This is a genomic window from candidate division KSB1 bacterium (genome assembly GCA_034506255.1).
Lineage (GTDB): Bacteria > Zhuqueibacterota > Zhuqueibacteria > Zhuqueibacterales > Zhuqueibacteraceae > Coneutiohabitans > Coneutiohabitans thermophilus.
In genome coordinates, this window is record JAPDPX010000006.1 from 479,583 (window position 1) to 500,788 (window position 21,206).

A 21,206-nucleotide genomic window follows, 5' to 3' on the forward strand; every position below is an offset into this window, starting at 1 on the left:
AATGAAATCCGCCTCAAAACCCAATTGCCTGACCATCACCTGGCTCGCTGAAGCCAGTCTCGCCTCCTTCAATGCCGGCGACAAGGAAGCCGACAATTTGGTAAGTTTGAAGAAAATCACCCGCCAGAACGGCCAGTACGTCTACATCTCCGGCCAGGCCGTGCGCCGCGCTTTGCGTGATCGCCTGGAGGACATGGGCGAAAAATTGAGCCTGGTGCACGTGGAAGAGGGCCAGGACTCCAAACAAACCGCGCACACCCAGGGCAAACCGGCCGAGTTCATTGATGACGATCTCTTCGGTTTCATGATCGCCCGCAAAGGCCAGGCGGAGAGCGCCAACAAACGCACCGCGCCGGTACGCGTCGCGCCCATGATGAGCCTCACCCCCTGGCAGGGTGAAACCGATTTCGGCGCCAATTTTTCCAAAATGGACGTGGACGGCAAACCCAATTTGTTTGAAACCGAAATCGACGGCGGCTATTATCGCGGCACCGTCCTCGTCGAACTGGACCGCATCGGCTGCGACGAGGGTTATGACAAACCGGATGCGCCGACCAAGCGCGTCGACCGCGTGCAAAAGTTGTTGAAAGCCACGCGCGACCTTTGGCTCTCCGGCCGGCAAAGCCGTTTCCTGGGCGACCTCACCCCAAAGATCGTCGCCGCGGCGCTGATGACCGCCAAAGTGCCGCTCTTTCTCGAAGCAATTTTCATCAGCAGCGACGGCAAGCTCAATCTCAACGGCTTGGCCGAGGCTGCGCTGGACCGCAAGGACATTATCGTGGCCAAAACTTTTGGCGGCACGGAAAAATACCGTCCCCTGATTCCACCGGAATGCGAGCCGGTAACCATTGGCGAAGCTTTTGAGAAAATGTCCGGCTGGATCACGACAAAATTGTTCGAGTAAAGCAACGTTCGTCGCAAGACCCTCAGGCCTGCCCTCCTCCACATCACTGCACGCCTGCGGGAGTCAGGACGAACAACAATTCCACGAGTGGTTTATGCCTGTTATCATCGATCTCACCGCCCCCCTGGCGTGCTTCCGCATTCCATTGCATCACAATTATCACCGCAGCTTCCCACTGCCGCCACCGACCACGGTGCTCGGCATGCTGGGCGCCGCCATGGGGTTGGACGAAGCCGGCATCGATCGTTGGCTGCGGCTGACCCGGCCCAAGCTCGGCATCGGTGGCAAACACAACGGCGGCGGCAAGGAGCTGATGACCGTCCGCAAGGTAAGTGCCGGCGGCAAGATCAAGGCCGGCGAATTTTCCACCATTTTGCTGCGCGAATTGCGCGTCGATCTCACCTGCCGCATCGTCGTGCAATGCGCCATGGCGGAACAGGACCAGGCCTTGTGTGAAGCCGTCAATGCACCGCGCTACCCGATTTCTGCCGGCCCGGCCGATCTGCTTGCCACAATGCGCGCCGGCCTTGTCGCGCAACTGCCGCTGCAACCCAGCAATCGGCTGCATCATTGCCTCGCGCCCGGCTCGCTCTGGGGCAAAGCCAAGATCGAAGCCGAGGCCTTGAAAAACACCTCCCTGCTCGAAACCGTGGCCGGCCCCAACAGTTGGAACCTGCCGCTGGCCTGGCAAATCGGCAAGAAAGGCGAGCGCCTGCCAGCGGTCTTCGCGCCGTTCACTTTCTTAACGACGGGCGTGAAGTTACAAGAGCCAATCCCATGTGTGCAGACGACGCTCGGGCCCTCCGGCGAGACCCTGGCCTTGCCGTGGCTCGGGCCGTTTGACAAATGGCTGATCGCCTGATGATGAATCATCAGGCTGAGAAACGCCAGGCGGCTCAAGCCGCCTGGCAAATTCGATGAGCCGCCTTTAGGCGGCTTCCATCTCTTAGCTGCGGAATTGACCCCGCAGAAAAATTATGAATTTCTGGATTCTCCCCGAAAGCGAGGAACCCCTCGCCAAGCCGCACCAAACCTACCGCCGGCACGTGCAGGCCGTGCTGGAGGCACACCTCGAACTGTGGCCGCAGACACGGGATTATTGGTCACACCTCGGCACCTTGCTGATCGCACAGCGTCTGTTCAACGGCAACTTGACGGTGTTCCTGCAACGCGTGGATGCCGGCCTGCGACTCGCCTGCGCCACGCACGACCTCGGCAAGCTCAATCAAGGCTTTCACCTTTACATGTGTGCCGAACGCGATAAAGCAGCCGGCAAAAAAGTGACAATCAATCGGGATTGGCATTTTCGCCACGAGCTGTTGAGTCTGCCCTTCACCGTAATCCTGGCGCAACTTCTCTCGAAAGAACTGGCACCGTTGCCTTATGATTTGCCCTGGGAAGCCGTGGCGGTAATGGGCCATCACAAACGGCTGGACAACACCTTGTTTGAGCGCGAACGCACGCGCTTGTTCAAACCGGCGTTCGCCATGTTGCAGCCGGCGCAATTGCAGAACAAGGCGTGGGATTGGGTTAGCGTTTATCTCACCGACGACATGAAATCGTGTCGCGATTTGCCGCTCAAATTTTGGCAGGAAGGCGCGCAACTGGTGCAAAGCGGCGGCGCCGGAAGATTTGTCGAGCAAAAAGACCGGCTGCGCGAAAGTCTGCAAAACTGCAATTCACCCGAAGCGCGTTTTCTGCTGCGCTGGTTCGGCGCCAGTTTCAAAGCGCATTTGCAAATTTGCGACTGGTGGGCCTCGGCGCAACGCCGCGAAATTTACGGCCTCGGCAAGCTGCCCGCCTCGCCGATTCAACCGCAGGAAGAACCGCAAAACTGGCTCAGGGAAAAACTCGAAACCGTCAAAAACAGTGCGGCTGCCGGCGCTCCCGTCATCATCTCCTGGCGCCACTTTCAGCAACAGGTGGCGGCTTTGGGCGATTACGCTTATTGTGTTGCCCCCACCGGCAGCGGCAAAACCGAAGCCGCACTACTCTGGGCGCTCAATCGCATGCGGGCGCATCCCCACCTCTCAAAAATTCTCTACCTGCTGCCCACGACCACCACGGCCAACGCCATCCACCAACGTTTGAGCGATCTTTTTGGAACGGCGCTCGTCGGGTTGGCCCACAGCAAAGCCAAGTTGTTGCGCGAAGATCGTGAAGGCGAGTCCGAAGAAGATAATGGCGAAGTGCGTCAAAATGTGTTGTCCGAAGCCGCATTCTTTCCACCCATCACGGTTGCGACTTTGGATCAACTGCTGCTCGCCGGCTTGCACGGCAAATATTGGGTGTTTCGCAATCATGCGCTGGCACAGTCGGCGGTGATTTTGGATGAGCTGCACGCCTTCGATCCGTACACGCTCGGCTTGCTCGGCGCCTTTGCGCCGCAACTGCGCTTGCTGCACGTGCCGGTGCTGGCGCTCTCGGCAACGTTTCCGCAACCGCTGCGCCGGCTTTTTGAAAGCTGGTTTCCGGCAACGCAGCAGGTGCAAGACCACAGCCTGCTCGCCGAAGCGCGTGGCCAGTGGCAGTTTCATCGTGACACCGATTTTGCCGATCAATCCTATCTGCGCAAAATCGCGCGCCGCATGCGGGGCGAGCGCTTTCTCCTCGTGCGCAACACCGTCCGTGGCGCGCAGGAAACTTTTGACCAATTGCGTGAGCTTGACGCGCCGGTGCGTCTGCTGCACTCCGCCTTCATGCAGAAAGATCGCCGCGAGATTGAAAAGGCCATTTTTGAAGCGGAAAAGAGCGGCAGCAAAACCAGCCTCGTCGCCACCCAAATCGTCGAAGTCAGCCTCGACATCGACTACGATCACCTCGTCAGCGAGCTCTGCCCGCCGGATGCCCTGGTGCAGCGCGCCGGCCGCTGCAATCGCGCCCGCCGAAAGAAAAATGCCACCATCACGGTGCTGGCCGCCGACGAAGTTTCGCACAAGGTCTATCAGGAAAAATTCGGCATCGACAAAATTCTCGACCGCTCCGCCGAAACCCTGGCCCGCCGCCTGCAGACGCCCGCCGCACTGACAGAGCAAGATTTGCTGGACTGGGTCAATGAAGTTTATGCCGCCACCGACCTCCCGTCCCAACCGCAATATCAGGAAGCCGAACGCGACTTTAAGCAGCAACAACACCGGCTGGGCTACGTGCTCGACCACGGCACCGACGACGAAAAACTCGAAACCCGCTGGATCAAGGAAGAGCGTGTGCCAGTCATTCCTCAGAAAATCTGGTACGGCTTCAGCCAAAAAGAGCAGCGCGAATTTTTCGCGAGCCCCCTCAAGCGCGCCATGTACAGCGTCGAGATTCCCTTTTGGCGCCGCAAGCTCCTGCACGGCCAGGGCAGCGCCATGCCGCTGGAGTTCGAAGGCAAAAAACTGGAATTTTTCTACTGGGTCGATTTGCCCTACGACGAAGAGAGGGGATTGCAACTGCCCAAACCGGCCCACGAAAATCTCAAACACACGGAGATTTTTTGAAATCAGTAGCAGAGCGAAGTCGGACTTGCGCATGGACGGCTTTCAAAGTTTTGAAGAGTCTCCGCGCGCAAATCCGACCTGGCGCAACGCCGAAAAAATTGACTGACAACTGCGGTCAGGGAGGATTACATTTTTCAAGTGCGAAGACTACTTTGGGAAAAAGCCACTGCTATATTGGATGAATCAGAATGTAAACCTTTGGACTAAGTTCCACTAAGCAGCAATCTGATGAAGGAGTACGAAATGCTCAATGTGATTGCAGATATCGGTAAAATCGCTTCCGGCAATTCACAAGGCAAATTGCTGGATTTCCTCATTCCGGAAACAGCGAAGCAGCGCTACATCGTCGGAATCGATTTCGACATGGCCAAAAACTCGCTGGCCTTCAACCTGCTGGCGGAAGGCGGCGAAAACGGCCTGTCGAAGCAAAAGCTGCTAGAATATTTGTTTGTTGCCTCGGAAAGAGGCAATCGCCCGCAGTTTTCACCTACCAGCAGCAACCTGGGTTATCTTATCTCTCAGACGCTCCCAAACCTGGTCGACTTTCTGCCGGAAGACTCGGAATTGAAAAAGCTGCTGCAAAAAGTTCGCGATCGCTTTTTCGTTGAAGTTCAAGAGGAAGACGGGAACAAATCGACTTTTATTTTAAACGAGAAACTCATTCCCAATGCCTCTTTTCATTTCGCGAAAAAACCGGAAAAGTTGAAGGACGCCATTGGCGCTTATGCCAAAGAGTTGGCGGGTTTGATCGCCGAAAAAACCACGGCGCCCGCGAAGGAGACGATTTATACTGTTTGCGTTGATGGCGAACCGGTGGCGGCGCATCCGGATTATCAGCGCTTTCTCTGGCAACAAAATTCGGAAAGCGCCTTCGAGGGAGGTTTCTCCGGAACTTGTTCCGTCTGCGGAACTGAGGCCGAGGTCACACAGGACACCACGCGCTTTGTCATGAAATTCTACATGACCGACAAGGTGAGCTTCGCTTCTCACTTTGATGAGAAAAACTACTACAAGGCCGTCACCGCCTGCAAATCCTGCTATCAGAATATTATCATTGCGGAGAAATGGATTGACCAGAACCTGCGCACGCGGCTCGGCGGCTTTGATGTTTATGTGATGCCGCAAATGATCTGGACGGAGATGGAAGCCATTCGCCTGTTTCGCTATTTGCAGGCGATCACCCGCGAATTCAATGAAGTCAAAAATATCGCCTCGCTGCGCGAAGCCGAGCGCAAAGCCGCAGAACGCGCCGAACGCATGGGCGTGTTCGAACAGAATGCCTTCATTTGGAATTTTCTCTTCTTTCGCAAGGCGCAATCAGCGTTCAAAGTTCTGGCCCTCATCAAAGACGTGCCGCCCTCGCGGATCATGGAAATCACAAGGCGCACGCATGAAACCGACGATAGCAGGAAAAAACTGGAGATTCCCGACAACATCGTTTTCGATTTGGATCAGATTTATCGCCTGATCCCCTTGCGCAGGGACAAGAAAAAAGGATTCCTGGAATACAAGAAAGTGCTCCAACTGTATTCTTGCATTTTCAGCGGGCTGCCCATGCGAAAAGAGCAGCTTTACAACTATTACAAACAATTGGCTTGCATGCATCATTTTGAAAGCTATGGCCTCTATCTATTCAAAAAGCCAAACAATCCCGACTATGCCTTGATGGCTGACACTTTGAAATGGAATCTTTTTTTGCTGTTCCTGCAAAAGTTGAAAATCATTGAAGGAGAATCAACCATGATCACAAACGAATACGACGCCTATTTTCCGAATGGCGTCAAAGAAGCCTTCGCCGAGCTTAACTACAAAGAAGCGCAACAAGGGCTGGCGCTGCTTGGGTATGTCATCGGCGTGATTGCTTACGTCCAGTCGGAAAAAGAAAATCTCAAGAGCAAGCCGATCCTTGACAAGATCAACTATCAGGGAATGAGTGAGGAAAAAGTCATGCGCTTGTTCAACGAAGCTTCGCAGAAAATTCACCAATACCGCAGACACATCGGCTATGCCGAGCGCTGGTTGGCTTTGGGCAAAAAACTCTACGAAACCGGCGCGCGCGAGGAGCTGACTGCCGACGCACGAGTGTTTTACCTGCTTTCCGGGTACTCGATGAATTTATTGCGCACCAAACCAACCGCCGTAACAACAGAAACAGAAGAAGCCGAACCGGTGGAAGACGAGGTGGATTGAACAAATTCAATGGCATCCATTTCGCCGCGTGAACTCGGAGTGCAAAGCTTTAGCTTTGCGATGATAAATCATCGCCCTCCGGTTTATCGGAGTGCAAAGCTTTAGCTTGGCCGTGATCCGGTTTAAATAGCTGAGTATTTACATTCAGCGCAGACATTTGAACATAACCAAAAAGTTTTCACTATTCAAATCTCAGGAGGATTACAATGAACAACTCTGAAATCCTGTTCGTTTACGACGCCCACATGTGCAATCCCAACGGCGACCCCGACGAAGAGAACCGTCCGCGCATGGATAATCCCACCCAGACCAATTTGGTCAGCGATGTGCGGTTGAAGCGTTACATTCGCGATTATTTGCAGGAAAACGGGCATGAGCTTTACGTGCAAAAAGGCGAGGCCGGTAAAACCGTCAACGCTTCGGAACGGATTCAAGCGGCGTTGGGACAGAAGAAAGCGGCGAAGCTGGGCGATGAAGATTTGCAAACCCTGCTCAACAAGCTGATTGACGTGCGCCTCTTTGGCGCCACCATGCCCATCAAGCTGGAGGGCAAAGGCCAGTCCATCGCCTTCACCGGACCGGTGCAATTCAACTGGGGCTATTCACTCAATCGCGTTTATCTGCTCGATACCAAATCGATTACTTCCCACTTCAGCTCCGAAGCCGGCAAAGAACAAGGCACAATCGGCAAGGATTACCGCGTCAAATACTCGCTGATTGCCTTTCACGGCATTATTTCAGGATACAATGCCAAAAACACCGGCCTGAAAAAAGAGGACGTTGCCTTGCTCGATCAAGCGTTGGTCAAAGCCATTCCCTTGCATGCCACGCGCAGCAAAGTGGGGCAGGAACCGCGTCTGTACATTCGCGTCGAGTATAACAGCGACAGCTTTGTTCTCGGCGATTTGCGCAAGTGGGTGAAATTCAGCCCACAAGGTACGAATAAAGATGACGAAGTATTTTCCGTTCAAAATGTGAAGCTCGATATTACTTCCCTCGTCGAAAAATTGCAGGAGCACAAAGCCAAAATTCAACAGGTGAAATTCTGGAAAGACGGCGCGCTGTCGCTTGTTGGTGCGCTCGATGCTCTGCCGAACGGCTCACTCTTGACCTTCTAATTTGGAGGGTCAATCATGAATTCACATTTTCTGGCCTTCGACTGGAAGGGCTTCATGGCGCATTTTCGTCAATTCGACGCCAACTCCTCCGCGCTGAGCTATTCCTTCCCGCCGCCAACTGTTGTGGCCGGCATGCTGGCCGGGGTGCTGGGCATTGAAAAGGACGAATACTACGAGCGCTTCAATCGGAGCAACCTGCAAATCGCCGTGCAAATCGTGACGCCGCCGCGCAAGCTGGTGCAGACGCTGAATTACATCTTTGCGAAAAGCGCCAATGATTTGAACATGAGCGGAGATAACTTGCACACACAAATACCGGCAGAGTTACTCGTGGCTCCATCCTTTCCTCGAGCACCGCTGCATTATCGCATCTTTATCAAAATTGCCGAGGCGGCGCTGGCCGGGGAACTCGAAGAGGCACTACGGCAATCCAAGTTTCGGTATTTGCCCTACCTCGGCAGCGCGCCATTCACGAGCTGGATCGAATGGCTGGGCGTGCCGGAGACCATCGAGCCGGCTGCTTCAACTGAGCCGGTCATTGTGGATACTGTTGCCCCGCTTCCCGCGCTGGAGTTGCGCTCGCTTCGCATGGAGCCCCTCGATGGCATTTTGCCCGCCTTCTTTCGCGAGCACGTCCGGCGTGATTTCCTACCTGGACGGGAACCGGGCGAAGTCATCGACGTCGTTTGGGAGAAAAACCGCGGCAAAATCCAGGCGCAATTCAAGGCGCCGGTTTATCGTCTGCGGCTCGGGCAGCAAGTTTGCCACGTCGTGTTCATGTAATCTGTTTGTAGTTATGCCTTCTCCGCCCCGCATCTTTTGTGCGAACTAAGGAAAGGCGGAGCGGGGCAGGCATTCGTGGTCCGTTGAGAGCCCGACGCCTAAAGGCGAAACGACAAACGTCATTTTCCATGGAACTGCGCCGTTTTATTCGTGAACTCAAGTGTAAGACCAAAGCGCGCTTGCTTTTAATCCCGTTAGGGATGAAATGTTTATAGCAGAGCTTTCAAATGGCACATCGGCAATGATTACAAAACCATCCTTTTACTCGCACATTGAGCGCGACGAGCAAGGGCGCATCATTTACAAAAAGCCTTTGTTGACGCACATTACCGAAGTGGCGCGCTCGGCGCGGGAAGCCATTTTGGCCCTGCCGGAGGGCATTCCGCGCAAGAACCGATTGGCGGAGCTTGCCTTCCTCATCGGCGTTGCGCATGATTTCGGCAAATACACCAGCTTTTTTCAAAGCTATTTGCTGGAAAACGCGGATCACGGCATTGCCAAAAATCACAGCTTCATTTCCGCCGTGTGGAGCGCGTTTCTGCTCGCTTCGCAATCCCACGGCACCAACGACGACAAGTATCATGAGATGCTGGTTTGCTTTGGCGCGATTCTTTATCACCACGGCAACTTGAACAACTTCAGCGCCACGCTGCGAGATATTTGCGCCTATGCCGATCCGCAAAAACGTAACAGCCTGGATTTGAAACCCAAACAGACGCTTGATGCGCTGTTTGAAAAGCAACTCCCGGACTTGTTGCAGCGCGCCGCCGCCATTGAAGAGGAGTTTCGCACCCTCGTTCCCAATCTGCCGCCATTACACGCTTTTCAGCAAGCTCTGGCAGATCCGCAAAGCGGCTTCTACGAGCAATTGGAAAACGCCCGATGGTATTACCAGGATCACATGGAAGACGCGACCTGCGAACGCTTGCATTTCGAATTGTACCTGCTCTTTTCGGCGCTCATCGACTCGGATAAACGCGACGCCGCCCGCATTGGTCTGGAAGCGACGCGGCTGCCCATTCCCGAAAACCTCGTGCAGCAGTTCACCCGGCAAGCGCAGTTTGTCGCCGCCGATCCGGTCGTAGCCGAAATCCGCAGCGCGCTCTTTATGGCGCTGGATGCAAAGGCAAGTGAAGTTCCCTTGACCCAAAAAATTTTCACCATCACTTCACCCACCGGCAGCGGCAAGACGCTCGCGGCGCTGAATTTTGCCTTCAAGCTGCGTCATCGACTGGCGCAGGAACATGGTGCCGCGCCCAGAATCATTTACGCCCTGCCTTTTACCAGCATTATCGATCAAAATCACAACGTGTTTGAAAAGGTGCTTTCACTCCTGCCCGACTTTGCCGCGAACAGCTCGCGCTATATGCTCAAGCATCACCATCTCGCTGATATCAGTTACGTCACTGAAGAAGCTGCCGCGGAGAGCCTGCCGTTGGACAAGTCGCTGTTGCTCATTGAAAGCTGGGAAAGTGAAATCATCGTCACCACTTATGTACAATTCTTCCACACCATCTTCAGCTCGAAAAATCGGCTGCTGAAAAAATATCACAACCTCGCCGGCAGCCTCATCATTCTCGACGAAGTGCAAAATCTGCCGGTGGAATACTGGCCGCTCGCGCGTCACATGCTCCGCTGGCTTGCCGAGGCTGGGAATTGCACGATCATCATGATGACCGCCACTCAGCCGTTGATCTTTTCTCGCCATGAAGCCATGGAGCTTGTTCCGAACCCCAAGCAAAGCTTTCAGGCATTGAATCGCATTTATTTTCACATTCACCATCAACGCCAGGAATTGCGCGAGTTTGCGGCGCATTTTGCCGGCCAGTTGCAGCCCGACAAGTCGTATGCCGTGATTCTCAACACCATCAAATCCTCGCTGGAGTTTTTTCATTTTCTGGAAGCTTCGGACATTGCCAACCACGAGTTATTTTATCTGTCTACCAACATCATTCCGGATCAGCGCTGGCAGCGCATTGCGGACATGCGGCAAAAGTTGGAACAGCGCGTGCCGATCATCCTGGTTTCGACACAAGTGATCGAAGCCGGCGTCGATCTCGATTTTGACCTCATTTATCGCGATCTCGCCCCCATCGATTCGCTGGTGCAAGCAGCCGGCCGGGCCAATCGCCACGGCATTCATGGCAAAGGCCATGTGCATATTGTTCGGCTTGCTGATGCGGAAAATCGTGAATTTGCCAGATGGATTTATGGCAAAGCTCATCTGTGGATCGCTGCCGAACTTTTGAAAGACAAGCAAGAAATCAATGAGTACAAATTCCTCGAACTCGTACAAGAGAACTATGAAAAGCTGGTGAAGACCAAAGACCTGTCTGAAGGCGAGAAAATTTACCACGACTGGTGGCAATGCTCGGATTATGAGGCACTGCAGCGCTTTCAGCTCATCAGCGCAAAATTTGGCTATGCGGACGTCTTTCTGGCGGTAAATCCGGAAGCCGAGAATGTTTGGCAGCATTACCTGAGCGGCGTGCTCCGCGAGCGAGATTTCAAAAAGAGACAGCAGAATTATCTCCAGTTGCGCAGCGATTTCAGAAAATACATCATTTCCGCGCCAATGAAATCGACCGAAGAATTTTTCTGGAGCCATGCACGTGGAGACCAGAGCAAGCCTGGTTATATACAATTCGAGACCATTGCGGATTATTACGACCCGCAAACGGGCTACAAACGCATCGATGATGACAAAGTAATGATCTTTTAAGGAGACATCCATGAAAGTACTTCTTGGAGTTCTACGTTTAGCAGGGCAAGAATTCGCCCAGCGGGATGCGCATAAAATCCGTGGTTATATTGGGCGTCAATGGGAGGAATTCGATCTTCTGCATAATCACAAAGACGGACGTGTTCTGTATAAATATCCGTTGGTGCAATATAAAGTACTTCGTGGCGTTCCGTATGTGATCGGATTGGCCGAAGGAGTTCCCATGGTGCAAAAGATTTTTCTCGAATTAAGGGAGCTAAAGATTAACGACCAGTCTTATGACAATTTTCAGATGGAACTCAGCTATGATGAGGCCGAATTTGGCGACGCCGGCGAGCCTGTCACCTATCAATTCGTCACACCTTGGTTGGCACTCAACCAGCAAAACTATCAAAAATTTCGCAGCTTCGGGATTGATCTTGATAAGCACGCGACCGTTCAACATGAAATACAATTGGACATGCTGCAAAGCATTTTAGTCAACAACGTCATCGCGGTGGCCAAGGCGCTTCGCTATACCATCGGGCAAAGGCATCACCCCATTATTTCCGTTGAGACGTGCGAAGTCAAATTCAAAGATCAGCCCATGCTGGCGTTCAAAGGCTCCTTTCAGATGAATTTTCATTTGCCGGATTTCATCGGCCTCGGCAAATCGCCAGCGCGTGGCTTCGGCACCGTAAAAAAACTGTTGCCGTAATTCAATAAACCGTGCCGGGTACGCGGCTCTCTTTCATCTTCTTTCTTTGATTGCGATAATCAACAATAGAAGCAAAACCAAAATGACAATCGCTTGTTCCATTTTTTACACCTCAAGATGTTTTTGATGTTTTTAACTGACTGGTATCAAAACAAGGATTGAACCCGAGCAAAGGGCACATTTTACGCTTTACGTTTTACGCTTCACGCTCTTCGCCCTCTGCTCTAAGCTCCAGGCCCTCTGTCCATGCAACTCGTCCTCAACACCCCCGGCGCTTATCTGCGCGTGCGTGACGGCTGCTTTCACATCAAAGTCGAAGACGAAAGCAGGCTCCTCTCGCCCAAGAAAGTCGAGAGCATTCTCATCAGCTCGGCGGTGAAGCTCAGCTCCGCCGCCCTGCAAATGGCCGTCGAACACAACATCGACGTCGTCTTCCTCGACAAACACGGCAACCCCTTTGGCCGCCTCTGGCATGCCAAGCTCGGCTCCACCACCCGCATCCGCCGCGGCCAACTGGCGGCAAGTACGAGCGCGGAAGGCCTCGGCTACGTGCTCCGCTGGGTCGAGCAAAAACTCGACAATCAAATCGAATTTCTCACCACCCTCGCCAACAAACGCCCGGCCAAGCAGGAGCAGCTCGGCGTGTACATTAGCCAAATCCAGGCCATCCGCGACAAGCTGAGAGACTTCGAGATTAAACCTAAAAGCACCGCCCACTCCGGCTCTCAGGGCACTTCCGATTCTTTGCTCTCAACTCTTGGCCCTCCGCCCTCTGCTCCCGACGCCCTGCGCGGACTCGAAGGCACCGCCGGCCGCATTTACTTCGAAGCCCTCAGCTTCATCCAGCCGGAACAATTTCCCTTTCACGGCCGCTCGCGCCAGCCGGCCAAAGACGAGTTCAATTGCATTCTCAACTATTGCTACGGTGTGCTCTACGGCCTGGTCGAACGCGCCTGCCTGCTCTCCGGGCTGGAGCCTTATCTCGGCTTCTTTCATGCCGACAACTACAACAAAAAGTCGCTGGTCTTCGACCTCATCGAGCCGTATCGCATCTGGGCCGAAGAAACCACCGTCTACCTCTTCAGCCAGCGCCAGGTGAAAAAAGAAATGTTCGATAAAATGCAAAACGGCATGACGCTGAACAAAGAAGGCAAACAAGTGGTGATCGCCGCCTTCAACGAGCGCCTCGATACCGCGATTCGTTACAAAGGCCGCAACCTCACCCGGCGCAACATCATTCAGCTCGACTGCCAGGCCTTCGCACAGGAACTGCTCAAAATCGATTTGGAACGCGAACCGGAAACCGAATAAAAAAAGAAAAGGGGCGGAAAGAGGGCTGCACCGCAAGCTGCAAGAAAAACTCCCCCCCTTGTCTCTTGCCCCTTGCCCCTTGTATGCTGACCTGGGTCATCTACGACATCGTCAAAGACAAGCCGCGCACCCAAGTCGCCAGGCTCTGCCAGCGTGCCGGCATCATGCGCGTGCAATACTCGGTCTTCCTCGGCGACTTGAACGCCAACGAAATCGACGAACTCGGCTTGCAAATCAAAGCGCTCATCAACGAAGAGACCGACCGCGTCTACATCTTTCCGATGTGCAAGGAAGATTTTTCCAAAGTGCGGCTGCTCGGACAGGCGTTCGACAAAAAACTGATCACCAACGAAATTCGCGAACTCTTTCTCTGACCCCGCCGGCCCTGCCGCGCCAAAACCCTGGGCAGGAAAACAACATGGAATCTCTGAACCACGAACCCGTCACCCTCACCCCCTCCGAAGTGCTGGAATACCTGTTCTGCCCGCGCTACATCTATTTCATGAATGTGCTGGGCATACCGCAACGGGAAGAAAAGCGCTACAAAGTCCTGCGCGGCCGTGAAGTGCACCGCGAAAAACAAATCCGCAACCGCGCCTACCTGCGCAAAAAACTGGGCGTACTCAAACGCGAATTCAATGTCTACCTCTCCGCCCCCCGCCACCACTTGCGCGGCCAGATCGACGAAGTACTCACCCTCGCCGACGGCAGCATGGCGCCTCTGGACTATAAATTTGCCGAATGGAAAGAACGCCTGTACCGCGGCTATCGCACCCAGCTCGTCCTTTACGGCCTGCTGATCCAGGAAAACTATGGCAAGCCCGTCAACCGCGGCTTCCTGGTCTACACCCGCAGCCAAAACCACGTCGTTGCAGTGGAAATCACCCCGCAGGACTACAAAAAAGCTGTTGAAATTCTGCGGGCGATTCTCGATATTACGCGCCACGGATTTCTGCCGCGCCGCACCACTGCAAAGAACCGTTGCCTGGACTGCTGCTACAAAAATATCTGTGTATGACACTGACACACGCTTCAAACCCATGCTGAAAAGAGAATTGCAACACATGAATTTGCTGCACAAAAGCTCTTTGACGGGTAAAATTCTGCCAAAATGGCCGAGACGAGAGCAGGATTTCTTGGCAAAAACACAAGACATTAAACCAGGAAAAATCGGGGGTTGGTTCAAGCAGAGCAGGTCGGTGAGCCCCATCCATCAAAACAAGGATTGAAACCAACTTTCCTTCTTCGCATATCCCACTCGCGCCAGCGGGTCGGTGAGCCCCATCCATCAAAACAAGGATTGAAACCGCGCGCAAGGACGCCGCCATCCTGGCGGCACACCGGGTCGGTGAGCCCCATCCATCAAAACAAGGATTGAAACATGAATCTCGTCCAGAACCCGACGACTCTGGCCCACAGGTCGGTGAGCCCCATCCATCAAAACAAGGATTGAAACTCCACACGGTTGTGGGCGAAATAACTGTTGTTGTCGGTCGGTGAGCCCCATCCATCAAAACAAGGATTGAAACCCCTTTCGAACATGAGTTCGAATCCAAGTCTGCATTGGTCGGTGAGCCCCATCCATCAAAACAAGGATTGAAACGCAGCTCATTGGGCCCGGCGAGGGGATCGTAATAAAGGTCGGTGAGCCCCATCCATCAAAACAAGGATTGAAACGTGCTGATGCTCCTTGTGCATGTGCTCTGGCGTCCTGGGTCGGTGAGCCCCATCCATCAAAACAAGGATTGAAACACCGGCAGACACTGATGGTCACCTATCTTCCGGAGGAGGTCGGTGAGCCCCATCCATCAAAACAAGGATTGAAACAACACAAGGAGAAATGCAATGAAGACAATGCGAGTGGGTCGGTGAGCCCCATCCATCAAAACAAGGATTGAAACGTGGCCGTTCATCATGCACAATGCACACAGGATGCATGGGTCGGTGAGCCCCATCCATCAAAACAAGGATTGAAACCTCAAAGCCTGTCCCTGGCGGAAATCAACGAAGTGGGGTCGGTGAGCCCCATCCATCAAAACAAGGATTGAAACTTTGTGGAACCGGGTTTTGACTGATGATGAGATAGGGTCGGTGAGCCCCATCCATCAAAACAAGGATTGAAACACAACTTTCAGTTCGTGTGCCAGTACAAACGTTTTGGGTCGGTGAGCCCCATCCATCAAAACAAGGATTGAAACCCGCAAAACCCGCCGCATGCGAAAACCCAAAAAACGGTCGGTGAGCCCCATCCATCAAAACAAGGATTGAAACAATCAAAAGAACCCCGCCGGGATTCAGGGTTGAATTGGTCGGTGAGCCCCATCCATCAAAACAAGGATTGAAACAAAAACAGCATCGGCCTGTTGTTCCTGGCCCCCAAAGGTCGGTGAGCCCCATCCATCAAAACAAGGATTGAAACATCTTGGCGCCCTTGGGAACTCGCATTGTTTTCATTGGTCGGTGAGCCCCATCCATCAAAACAAGGATTGAAACTCCGTCCGATTGAAAAAGGCTTGGCGCACATCCTCAGGTCGGTGAGCCCCATCCATCAAAACAAGGATTGAAACCCCAAACCAATTGGAATAACCCCCAAACACAAGGAGGTCGGTGAGCCCCATCCATCAAAACAAGGATTGAAACCCGTTCAGTGTCAACAGTTTTCAGTTCGTGTGCCAGGGTCGGTGAGCCCCATCCATCAAAACAAGGATTGAAACGCAGGACGCGCGCAGGACGCGCGCGGCATCAGCGGGGTCGGTGAGCCCCATCCATCAAAACAAGGATTGAAACACCGTCATTTTTCGCCCTCCCTGACTTCCTCCCGGAGGTCGGTGAGCCCCATCCATCAAAACAAGGATTGAAACTATGATATTTCCACCATGTCTCCCGTCCGTACTGAGGGTCGGTGAGCCCCATCCATCAAAACAAGGATTGAAACAAGCAGAGGAGTTTCTCGCCGCGAAGCATTAATGAACGGTCGGTGAGCCCCATCCATCAAAACAAGGATTGAAACAATAGTCGGTCAGCATGTCGGAGGCCGCTGACTTTGGGGTCGGTGAGCCCCATCCATCAAAACAAGGATTGAAACTGCGCTGTCCCAGGCATTTCTTCTTCAAGCATGTGCGGTCGGTGAGCCCCATCCATCAAAACAAGGATTGAAACTTTTTCGGACAGATCGGCGAGGGCTTCAAGGTGTCGAGGTCGGTGAGCCCCATCCATCAAAACAAGGATTGAAACTTGAAAAGCTCGGGAAGAATGCCGGGTTGCATCTTGGTCGGTGAGCCCCATCCATCAAAACAAGGATTGAAACCCCGCATTTCAACAAAATGCACATCCGCCGCCACATTGTTGGTCGGTGAGCCCCATCCATCAAAACAAGGATTGAAACAGGTAGCAGCCACAGAAACCTGCCGGAGCTGTCATGGGTCGGTGAGCCCCATCCATCAAAACAAGGATTGAAACTCCCCGAGCGGCTTGATGACCCTGACCATGCCCTGCCGGTCGGTGAGCCCCATCCATCAAAACAAGGATTGAAACTTACAATCAGAATCTGTTCGGGGATGTGTGGCTTGTGGTCGGTGAGCCCCATCCATCAAAACAAGGATTGAAACTCCCTCCTCGACTCCCCTGCGGACCTCCTCCAGGCTTGGTCGGTGAGCCCCATCCATCAAAACAAGGATTGAAACAATGAATAGAACGGCGCAGCTTGCACTCATCCTGGAGGTCGGTGAGCCCCATCCATCAAAACAAGGATTGAAACTTGTTGATGCATTGACAAACGACAAACCGGTTTCCCAGGTCGGTGAGCCCCATCCATCAAAACAAGGATTGAAACTACGACATGTACGGGTTCGGGCCGAAGCCTGAACCTGGTCGGTGAGCCCCATCCATCAAAACAAGGATTGAAACAAACTGATCATCCCGGCCAGTCGTGGCGGGACAGGGGTGGTCGGTGAGCCCCATCCATCAAAACAAGGATTGAAACCCTCTGGTGTGTTTGAGACCGGCTGCGAGCACAGGGGGGTCGGTGAGCCCCATCCATCAAAACAAGGATTGAAACTTGAGGAAATCATCATGAAGTCCAAACTGCCGCCGGAGTCGGTGAGCCCCATCCATCAAAACAAGGATTGAAACGCACTCCCACCGCGGCCAGAATCGGGATGGATTTGAGGTCGGTGAGCCCCATCCATCAAAACAAGGATTGAAACTTCCGGAGCCGCACCGTGCAGCCTACCACTGGCGGGGGTCGGTGAGCCCCATCCATCAAAACAAGGATTGAAACAAACTGATCATCCCGGCCAGTCGTGGCGGGACAGGGGGGTCGGTGAGCCCCATCCATCAAAACAAGGATTGAAACCCGCTTTTCAGCGGGCGGCGGAACAGCAGGCCGTCAAGGTCGGTGAGCCCCATCCATCAAAACAAGGATTGAAACTCAGCACGGCGCCCGGTTTGTTGCCGGCCGTCACGGTGGTCGGTGAGCCCCATCCATCAAAACAAGGATTGAAACGAGCATCATGGCCACCATCGCAACAAGGAAAAGGATGGTCGGTGAGCCCCATCCATCAAAACAAGGATTGAAACTTTAAAACAACCGGATTGACAGAATGGAGGAACAAAGGTCGGTGAGCCCCATCCATCAAAACAAGGATTGAAACACATACGATCTGTCGAATGCCAACCGGGTGCTTGTGGGTCGGTGAGCCCCATCCATCAAAACAAGGATTGAAACCCGGGACTTTTGGAACGATCTCGAGGGCTACATTAAGGTCGGTGAGCCCCATCCATCAAAACAAGGATTGAAACGATATTCGGCCAGCTCTTTTGGTCCGATTGCCTTTGGTCGGTGAGCCCCATCCATCAAAACAAGGATTGAAACACGAGGCAAAACGCACCGGAAAACCCGTGGTTGTTTGGTCGGTGAGCCCCATCCATCAAAACAAGGATTGAAACATGGCACCGGCACCGGCCAGACACAGCACTTCACCAGGTCGGTGAGCCCCATCCATCAAAACAAGGATTGAAACCTGTAGAATCCACCCCGTGTTTTGAGCATGTATTCATGGTCGGTGAGCCCCATCCATCAAAACAAGGATTGAAACACGGCTTCCTTCCGCGCGGAACAACCTTTCCCGCCAGGTCGGTGAGCCCCATCCATCAAAACAAGGATTGAAACACGACGCGCAGCGTCGTCGCAAGCGGCGTCGGCAGGAGGTCGGTGAGCCCCATCCATCAAAACAAGGATTGAAACCCTGTTTGATTCCCCGGACACGATTGCCCGGACACTGGTCGGTGAGCCCCATCCATCAAAACAAGGATTGAAACTTTCTGAAAGCTTCCCATTCATGGCGGCGAGAAGTTGGTCGGTGAGCCCCATCCATCAAAACAAGGATTGAAACAGAAGTTCGCATATCAGCATGTCTTTCAGGCGGGAGAAGGTCGGTGAGCCCCATCCATCAAAACAAGGATTGAAACCCCCGACACGTTCCGCAATTTCACTGATTTCCCTCCAGGTCGGTGAGCCCCATCCATCAAAACAAGGATTGAAACTTGTTTTCCGGTCTGTAGACCGGCAGCTTTTTTCCCGGTCGGTGAGCCCCATCCATCAAAACAAGGATTGAAACAGTCATCAACATATATACATAAAACTTGGGGCTGGGGTCGGTGAGCCCCATCCATCAAAACAAGGATTGAAACCTGCTGGACAGACCCGCACCGTTCGTCGCAGTCGCCAGGTCGGTGAGCCCCATCCATCAAAACAAGGATTGAAACACGTCTTGAAGTCGCGGATGAAGATTTTGTCCCCCCGGTCGGTGAGCCCCATCCATCAAAACAAGGATTGAAACGCCATTTTTCTCAGCTCCTGAATCTGCCGCTCCCTGATGTCGAACAGCCATCCATCAAAACAAGGATTGAAACGCCATTTTTCCCGTCTCCGTCCCGCTTCTTCCAAAGGGTCGGTGAGCCCCATCCATCAAAACAAGGATTGAAACTTCAAACAACGAAGTTGCCGCTCCGGACCGCGGGAGGGTCGGTGAGCCCCATCCATCAAAACAAGGATTGAAACGCTCAATCATGTCACGCACGTTTCGGCCAAACGAGGGTCGGTGAGCCCCATCCATCAAAACAAGGATTGAAACCTCCGCATTCCAATCACTCTGCTGGCGGAAGCGGACAGTCGGTGAGCCCCATCCATCAAAACAAGGATTGAAACCGGGCCATTCACATCAGAAGCAGTCTTTGAACCGGGTCGGTGAGCCCCATCCATCAAAACAAGGATTGAAACTTATACACAGCATTCCCTGGCAATCCCAGGCAATCAGTCGGTGAGCCCCATCCATCAAAACAAGGATTGAAACATACTCGGGATGAGTAGAACGGCGCAGCTTGCACTCAGTCGGTGAGCCCCATCCATCAAAACAAGGATTGAAACAACGGAACCTGGGTTGTGTTCGACATTCTCGAAGATGAACCCGGTCGGTGAGCCCCATCCATCAAAACAAGGATTGAAACACCGCGGCGAAGGAGATATACGACTTTTTGAAGCTTGTCGGTGAGCCCCATCCATCAAAACAAGGATTGAAACTCCCGAGTACCTGGATGACAATGAGACCCTGATCTGCAGTCGGTGAGCCCCATCCATCAAAACAAGGATTGAAACTCCGCCGGGACAACACCTTCAGCGGGGATGTGAAGGTCGGTGAGCCCCATCCATCAAAACAAGGATTGAAACATCTCGAGACGCCCGGTGTTCAGGACATCACTTCGTGTCGGTGAGCCCCATCCATCAAAACAAGGATTGAAACGACGGAACCTGGGTTGTGTGCGACCTTCTCGAAAATGTCGGTGAGCCCCATCCATCAAAACAAGGATTGAAACTTCGTGCTACCGGTACAACCTTTCCCGCGATTCGGGTCGGTGAGCCCCATCCATCAAAACAAGGATTGAAACGACGACGCGCAGCGTCGTCGCAAGCGGCGTCGGCAGGAGTCGGTGAGCCCCATCCATCAAAACAAGGATTGAAACTAGGTCGTGATAGGTACGGAAGGACAATAGGTGTTTGTCGGTGAGCCCCATCCATCAAAACAAGGATTGAAACTCGCTACAAGCGTTGGCGGGAGTGGGACACAGGAAGAAGGTCGGTGAGCCCCATCCATCAAAACAAGGATTGAAACCTTTCTTCGGGAAGGTGTTCCGCGTTGTTGACGGGGAGTCGGTGAGCCCCATCCATCAAAACAAGGATTGAAACATCGGGACGATAGAGAAGGAGGCGTGAATGATAGGAAGTCGGTGAGCCCCATCCATCAAAACAAGGATTGAAACCCACGTTGTCCCCCTTCAGTCTCACCGTGCTTTTGGGTCGGTGAGCCCCATCCATCAAAACAAGGATTGAAACTCGTGTGGTCACGTTGAGAAATTCGTGACCAGCACGAGTCGGTGAGCCCCATCCATCAAAACAAGGATTGAAACCAGGACGCGCAGGACGCGCGCGGCATCAGCGGCAGGGTCGGTGAGCCCCATCCATCAAAACAAGGATTGAAACTTTCGGCGGAGAAGATTGATGCTCCGAAATTCGTCGTCGGTGAGCCCCATCCATCAAAACAAGGATTGAAACCTTGGAGACAGGACGAACGGATGGAGCGGAATTGTAGTCGGTGAGCCCCATCCATCAAAACAAGGATTGAAACCCACACACTGTCCGTTGGTAAGAAACCAGCTGTCGTACGGTCGGTGAGCCCCATCCATCAAAACAAGGATTGAAACGTGTCGTTGCAGTGTATCCCCTCGGTGAACCACATCTTTCCTCTGGGTGAATCGCTGCGTATCTTTGCGCAAAATTCACCAGGAGGAGTCCCATGTGGCCTCGCAGACGGCGGGTGCGTCCCGCGGCGCGTCTTGCCCTCATCAAAAAGTATCTCGCCAGCGGTCTGACTCAGAAACAATTCTGCCAGCGGGAAAAACTGGCTTACCCCACGTTTCTCACCTGGCTGCGAAAGTACCGCGCCGC

11 protein-coding genes and 1 CRISPR repeat array are annotated in these 21,206 nt (G+C 53.3%); all 11 genes read left to right on the forward strand.

Annotated elements, in window-relative coordinates; translation table 11 throughout:
* The first annotated feature begins 1 nt into the window (after window position 1).
* The 11 genes from cas7i to cas4 all read left to right on the forward strand — a co-directional run bounded on the left by cas7i (window position 2) and on the right by cas4 (window position 14,222).
* Complete coding sequence (gene cas7i, locus ONB52_14945) at window positions 2–904, forward strand: type I-B CRISPR-associated protein Cas7/Cst2/DevR (GenBank protein ID MDZ7417434.1); 903 nt, start codon at window positions 2–4, stop codon at window positions 902–904.
* A 94-nt stretch (window positions 905–998) separates the two neighbouring features.
* Window positions 999–1,766 (forward strand): CRISPR-associated protein Cas5, encoded by a 768-nt coding sequence (locus tag ONB52_14950; GenBank protein MDZ7417435.1) that lies wholly within the window; start codon window positions 999–1,001, stop codon window positions 1,764–1,766.
* A gap of 115 nt (window positions 1,767–1,881) precedes the next feature.
* Window positions 1,882–4,383 (forward strand): CRISPR-associated helicase Cas3', encoded by a 2,502-nt coding sequence (cas3, locus tag ONB52_14955; protein MDZ7417436.1) that lies wholly within the window; start codon window positions 1,882–1,884, stop codon window positions 4,381–4,383.
* Between the two features lie 228 nt (window positions 4,384–4,611).
* Complete coding sequence (locus tag ONB52_14960) at window positions 4,612–6,573, forward strand: TIGR02556 family CRISPR-associated protein (GenBank protein MDZ7417437.1); 1,962 nt, start codon at window positions 4,612–4,614, stop codon at window positions 6,571–6,573.
* 206 nt (window positions 6,574–6,779) lie between these two features.
* Window positions 6,780–7,691: a type I-B CRISPR-associated protein Cas7/Csh2 gene (gene cas7b, locus ONB52_14965; GenBank protein ID MDZ7417438.1), complete on the forward strand. Its 912-nt coding sequence runs from the start codon at window positions 6,780–6,782 to the stop codon at window positions 7,689–7,691.
* A 15-nt stretch (window positions 7,692–7,706) separates the two neighbouring features.
* Entirely contained in the window at window positions 7,707–8,474 is a 768-nt protein-coding gene (cas5b, locus tag ONB52_14970) for a type I-B CRISPR-associated protein Cas5b (GenBank protein MDZ7417439.1), read from the forward strand.
* A 241-nt stretch (window positions 8,475–8,715) separates the two neighbouring features.
* Window positions 8,716–11,196: a CRISPR-associated helicase Cas3' gene (gene cas3, locus ONB52_14975; protein MDZ7417440.1), complete on the forward strand. Its 2,481-nt coding sequence runs from the start codon at window positions 8,716–8,718 to the stop codon at window positions 11,194–11,196.
* 10 nt (window positions 11,197–11,206) lie between these two features.
* Window positions 11,207–11,893 (forward strand): CRISPR-associated endonuclease Cas6, encoded by a 687-nt coding sequence (locus tag ONB52_14980; GenBank protein MDZ7417441.1) that lies wholly within the window; start codon window positions 11,207–11,209, stop codon window positions 11,891–11,893.
* 246 nt (window positions 11,894–12,139) lie between these two features.
* Entirely contained in the window at window positions 12,140–13,204 is a 1,065-nt protein-coding gene (cas1, locus tag ONB52_14985) for a CRISPR-associated endonuclease Cas1 (protein MDZ7417442.1), read from the forward strand.
* 83 nt (window positions 13,205–13,287) lie between these two features.
* A complete protein-coding gene (gene cas2 / locus ONB52_14990; protein MDZ7417443.1) occupies window positions 13,288–13,578 on the forward strand; it encodes a CRISPR-associated endonuclease Cas2 in 291 nt (96 codons plus the stop codon).
* Between the two features lie 44 nt (window positions 13,579–13,622).
* Entirely contained in the window at window positions 13,623–14,222 is a 600-nt protein-coding gene (cas4, locus tag ONB52_14995; protein MDZ7417444.1) for a CRISPR-associated protein Cas4, read from the forward strand.
* Between the two features lie 176 nt (window positions 14,223–14,398).
* A CRISPR array of direct repeats spans window positions 14,399–20,962; the repeat unit is 38 nt; unit sequence GGTCGGTGAGCCCCATCCATCAAAACAAGGATTGAAAC.
* Window positions 20,963–21,206 lie beyond the last annotated feature (244 nt).

What these genes read in the sequence shown, in the direction of transcription:
- cas3 (MDZ7417440.1), top strand. Translation starts at nt 8,716, where the DNA reads ATGATTACAAAACCATCCTTTTACTCGCACATTGAGCGCGACGAGCAA.
- cas3 (MDZ7417436.1), top strand. Translation starts at nt 1,882, where the DNA reads ATGAATTTCTGGATTCTCCCCGAAAGCGAGGAACCCCTCGCCAAGCCG.
- cas7i (MDZ7417434.1), top strand. Translation starts at nt 2, where the DNA reads ATGAAATCCGCCTCAAAACCCAATTGCCTGACCATCACCTGGCTCGCT.
- ONB52_14960 (MDZ7417437.1), top strand. Translation starts at nt 4,612, where the DNA reads ATGAAGGAGTACGAAATGCTCAATGTGATTGCAGATATCGGTAAAATC.
- cas5b (MDZ7417439.1), top strand. Translation starts at nt 7,707, where the DNA reads ATGAATTCACATTTTCTGGCCTTCGACTGGAAGGGCTTCATGGCGCAT.
- cas1 (MDZ7417442.1), top strand. Translation starts at nt 12,140, where the DNA reads ATGCAACTCGTCCTCAACACCCCCGGCGCTTATCTGCGCGTGCGTGAC.
- ONB52_14980 (MDZ7417441.1), top strand. Translation starts at nt 11,207, where the DNA reads ATGAAAGTACTTCTTGGAGTTCTACGTTTAGCAGGGCAAGAATTCGCC.
- ONB52_14950 (MDZ7417435.1), top strand. Translation starts at nt 999, where the DNA reads ATGCCTGTTATCATCGATCTCACCGCCCCCCTGGCGTGCTTCCGCATT.
- cas7b (MDZ7417438.1), top strand. Translation starts at nt 6,780, where the DNA reads ATGAACAACTCTGAAATCCTGTTCGTTTACGACGCCCACATGTGCAAT.
- cas4 (MDZ7417444.1), top strand. Translation starts at nt 13,623, where the DNA reads ATGGAATCTCTGAACCACGAACCCGTCACCCTCACCCCCTCCGAAGTG.
- cas2 (MDZ7417443.1), top strand. Translation starts at nt 13,288, where the DNA reads ATGCTGACCTGGGTCATCTACGACATCGTCAAAGACAAGCCGCGCACC.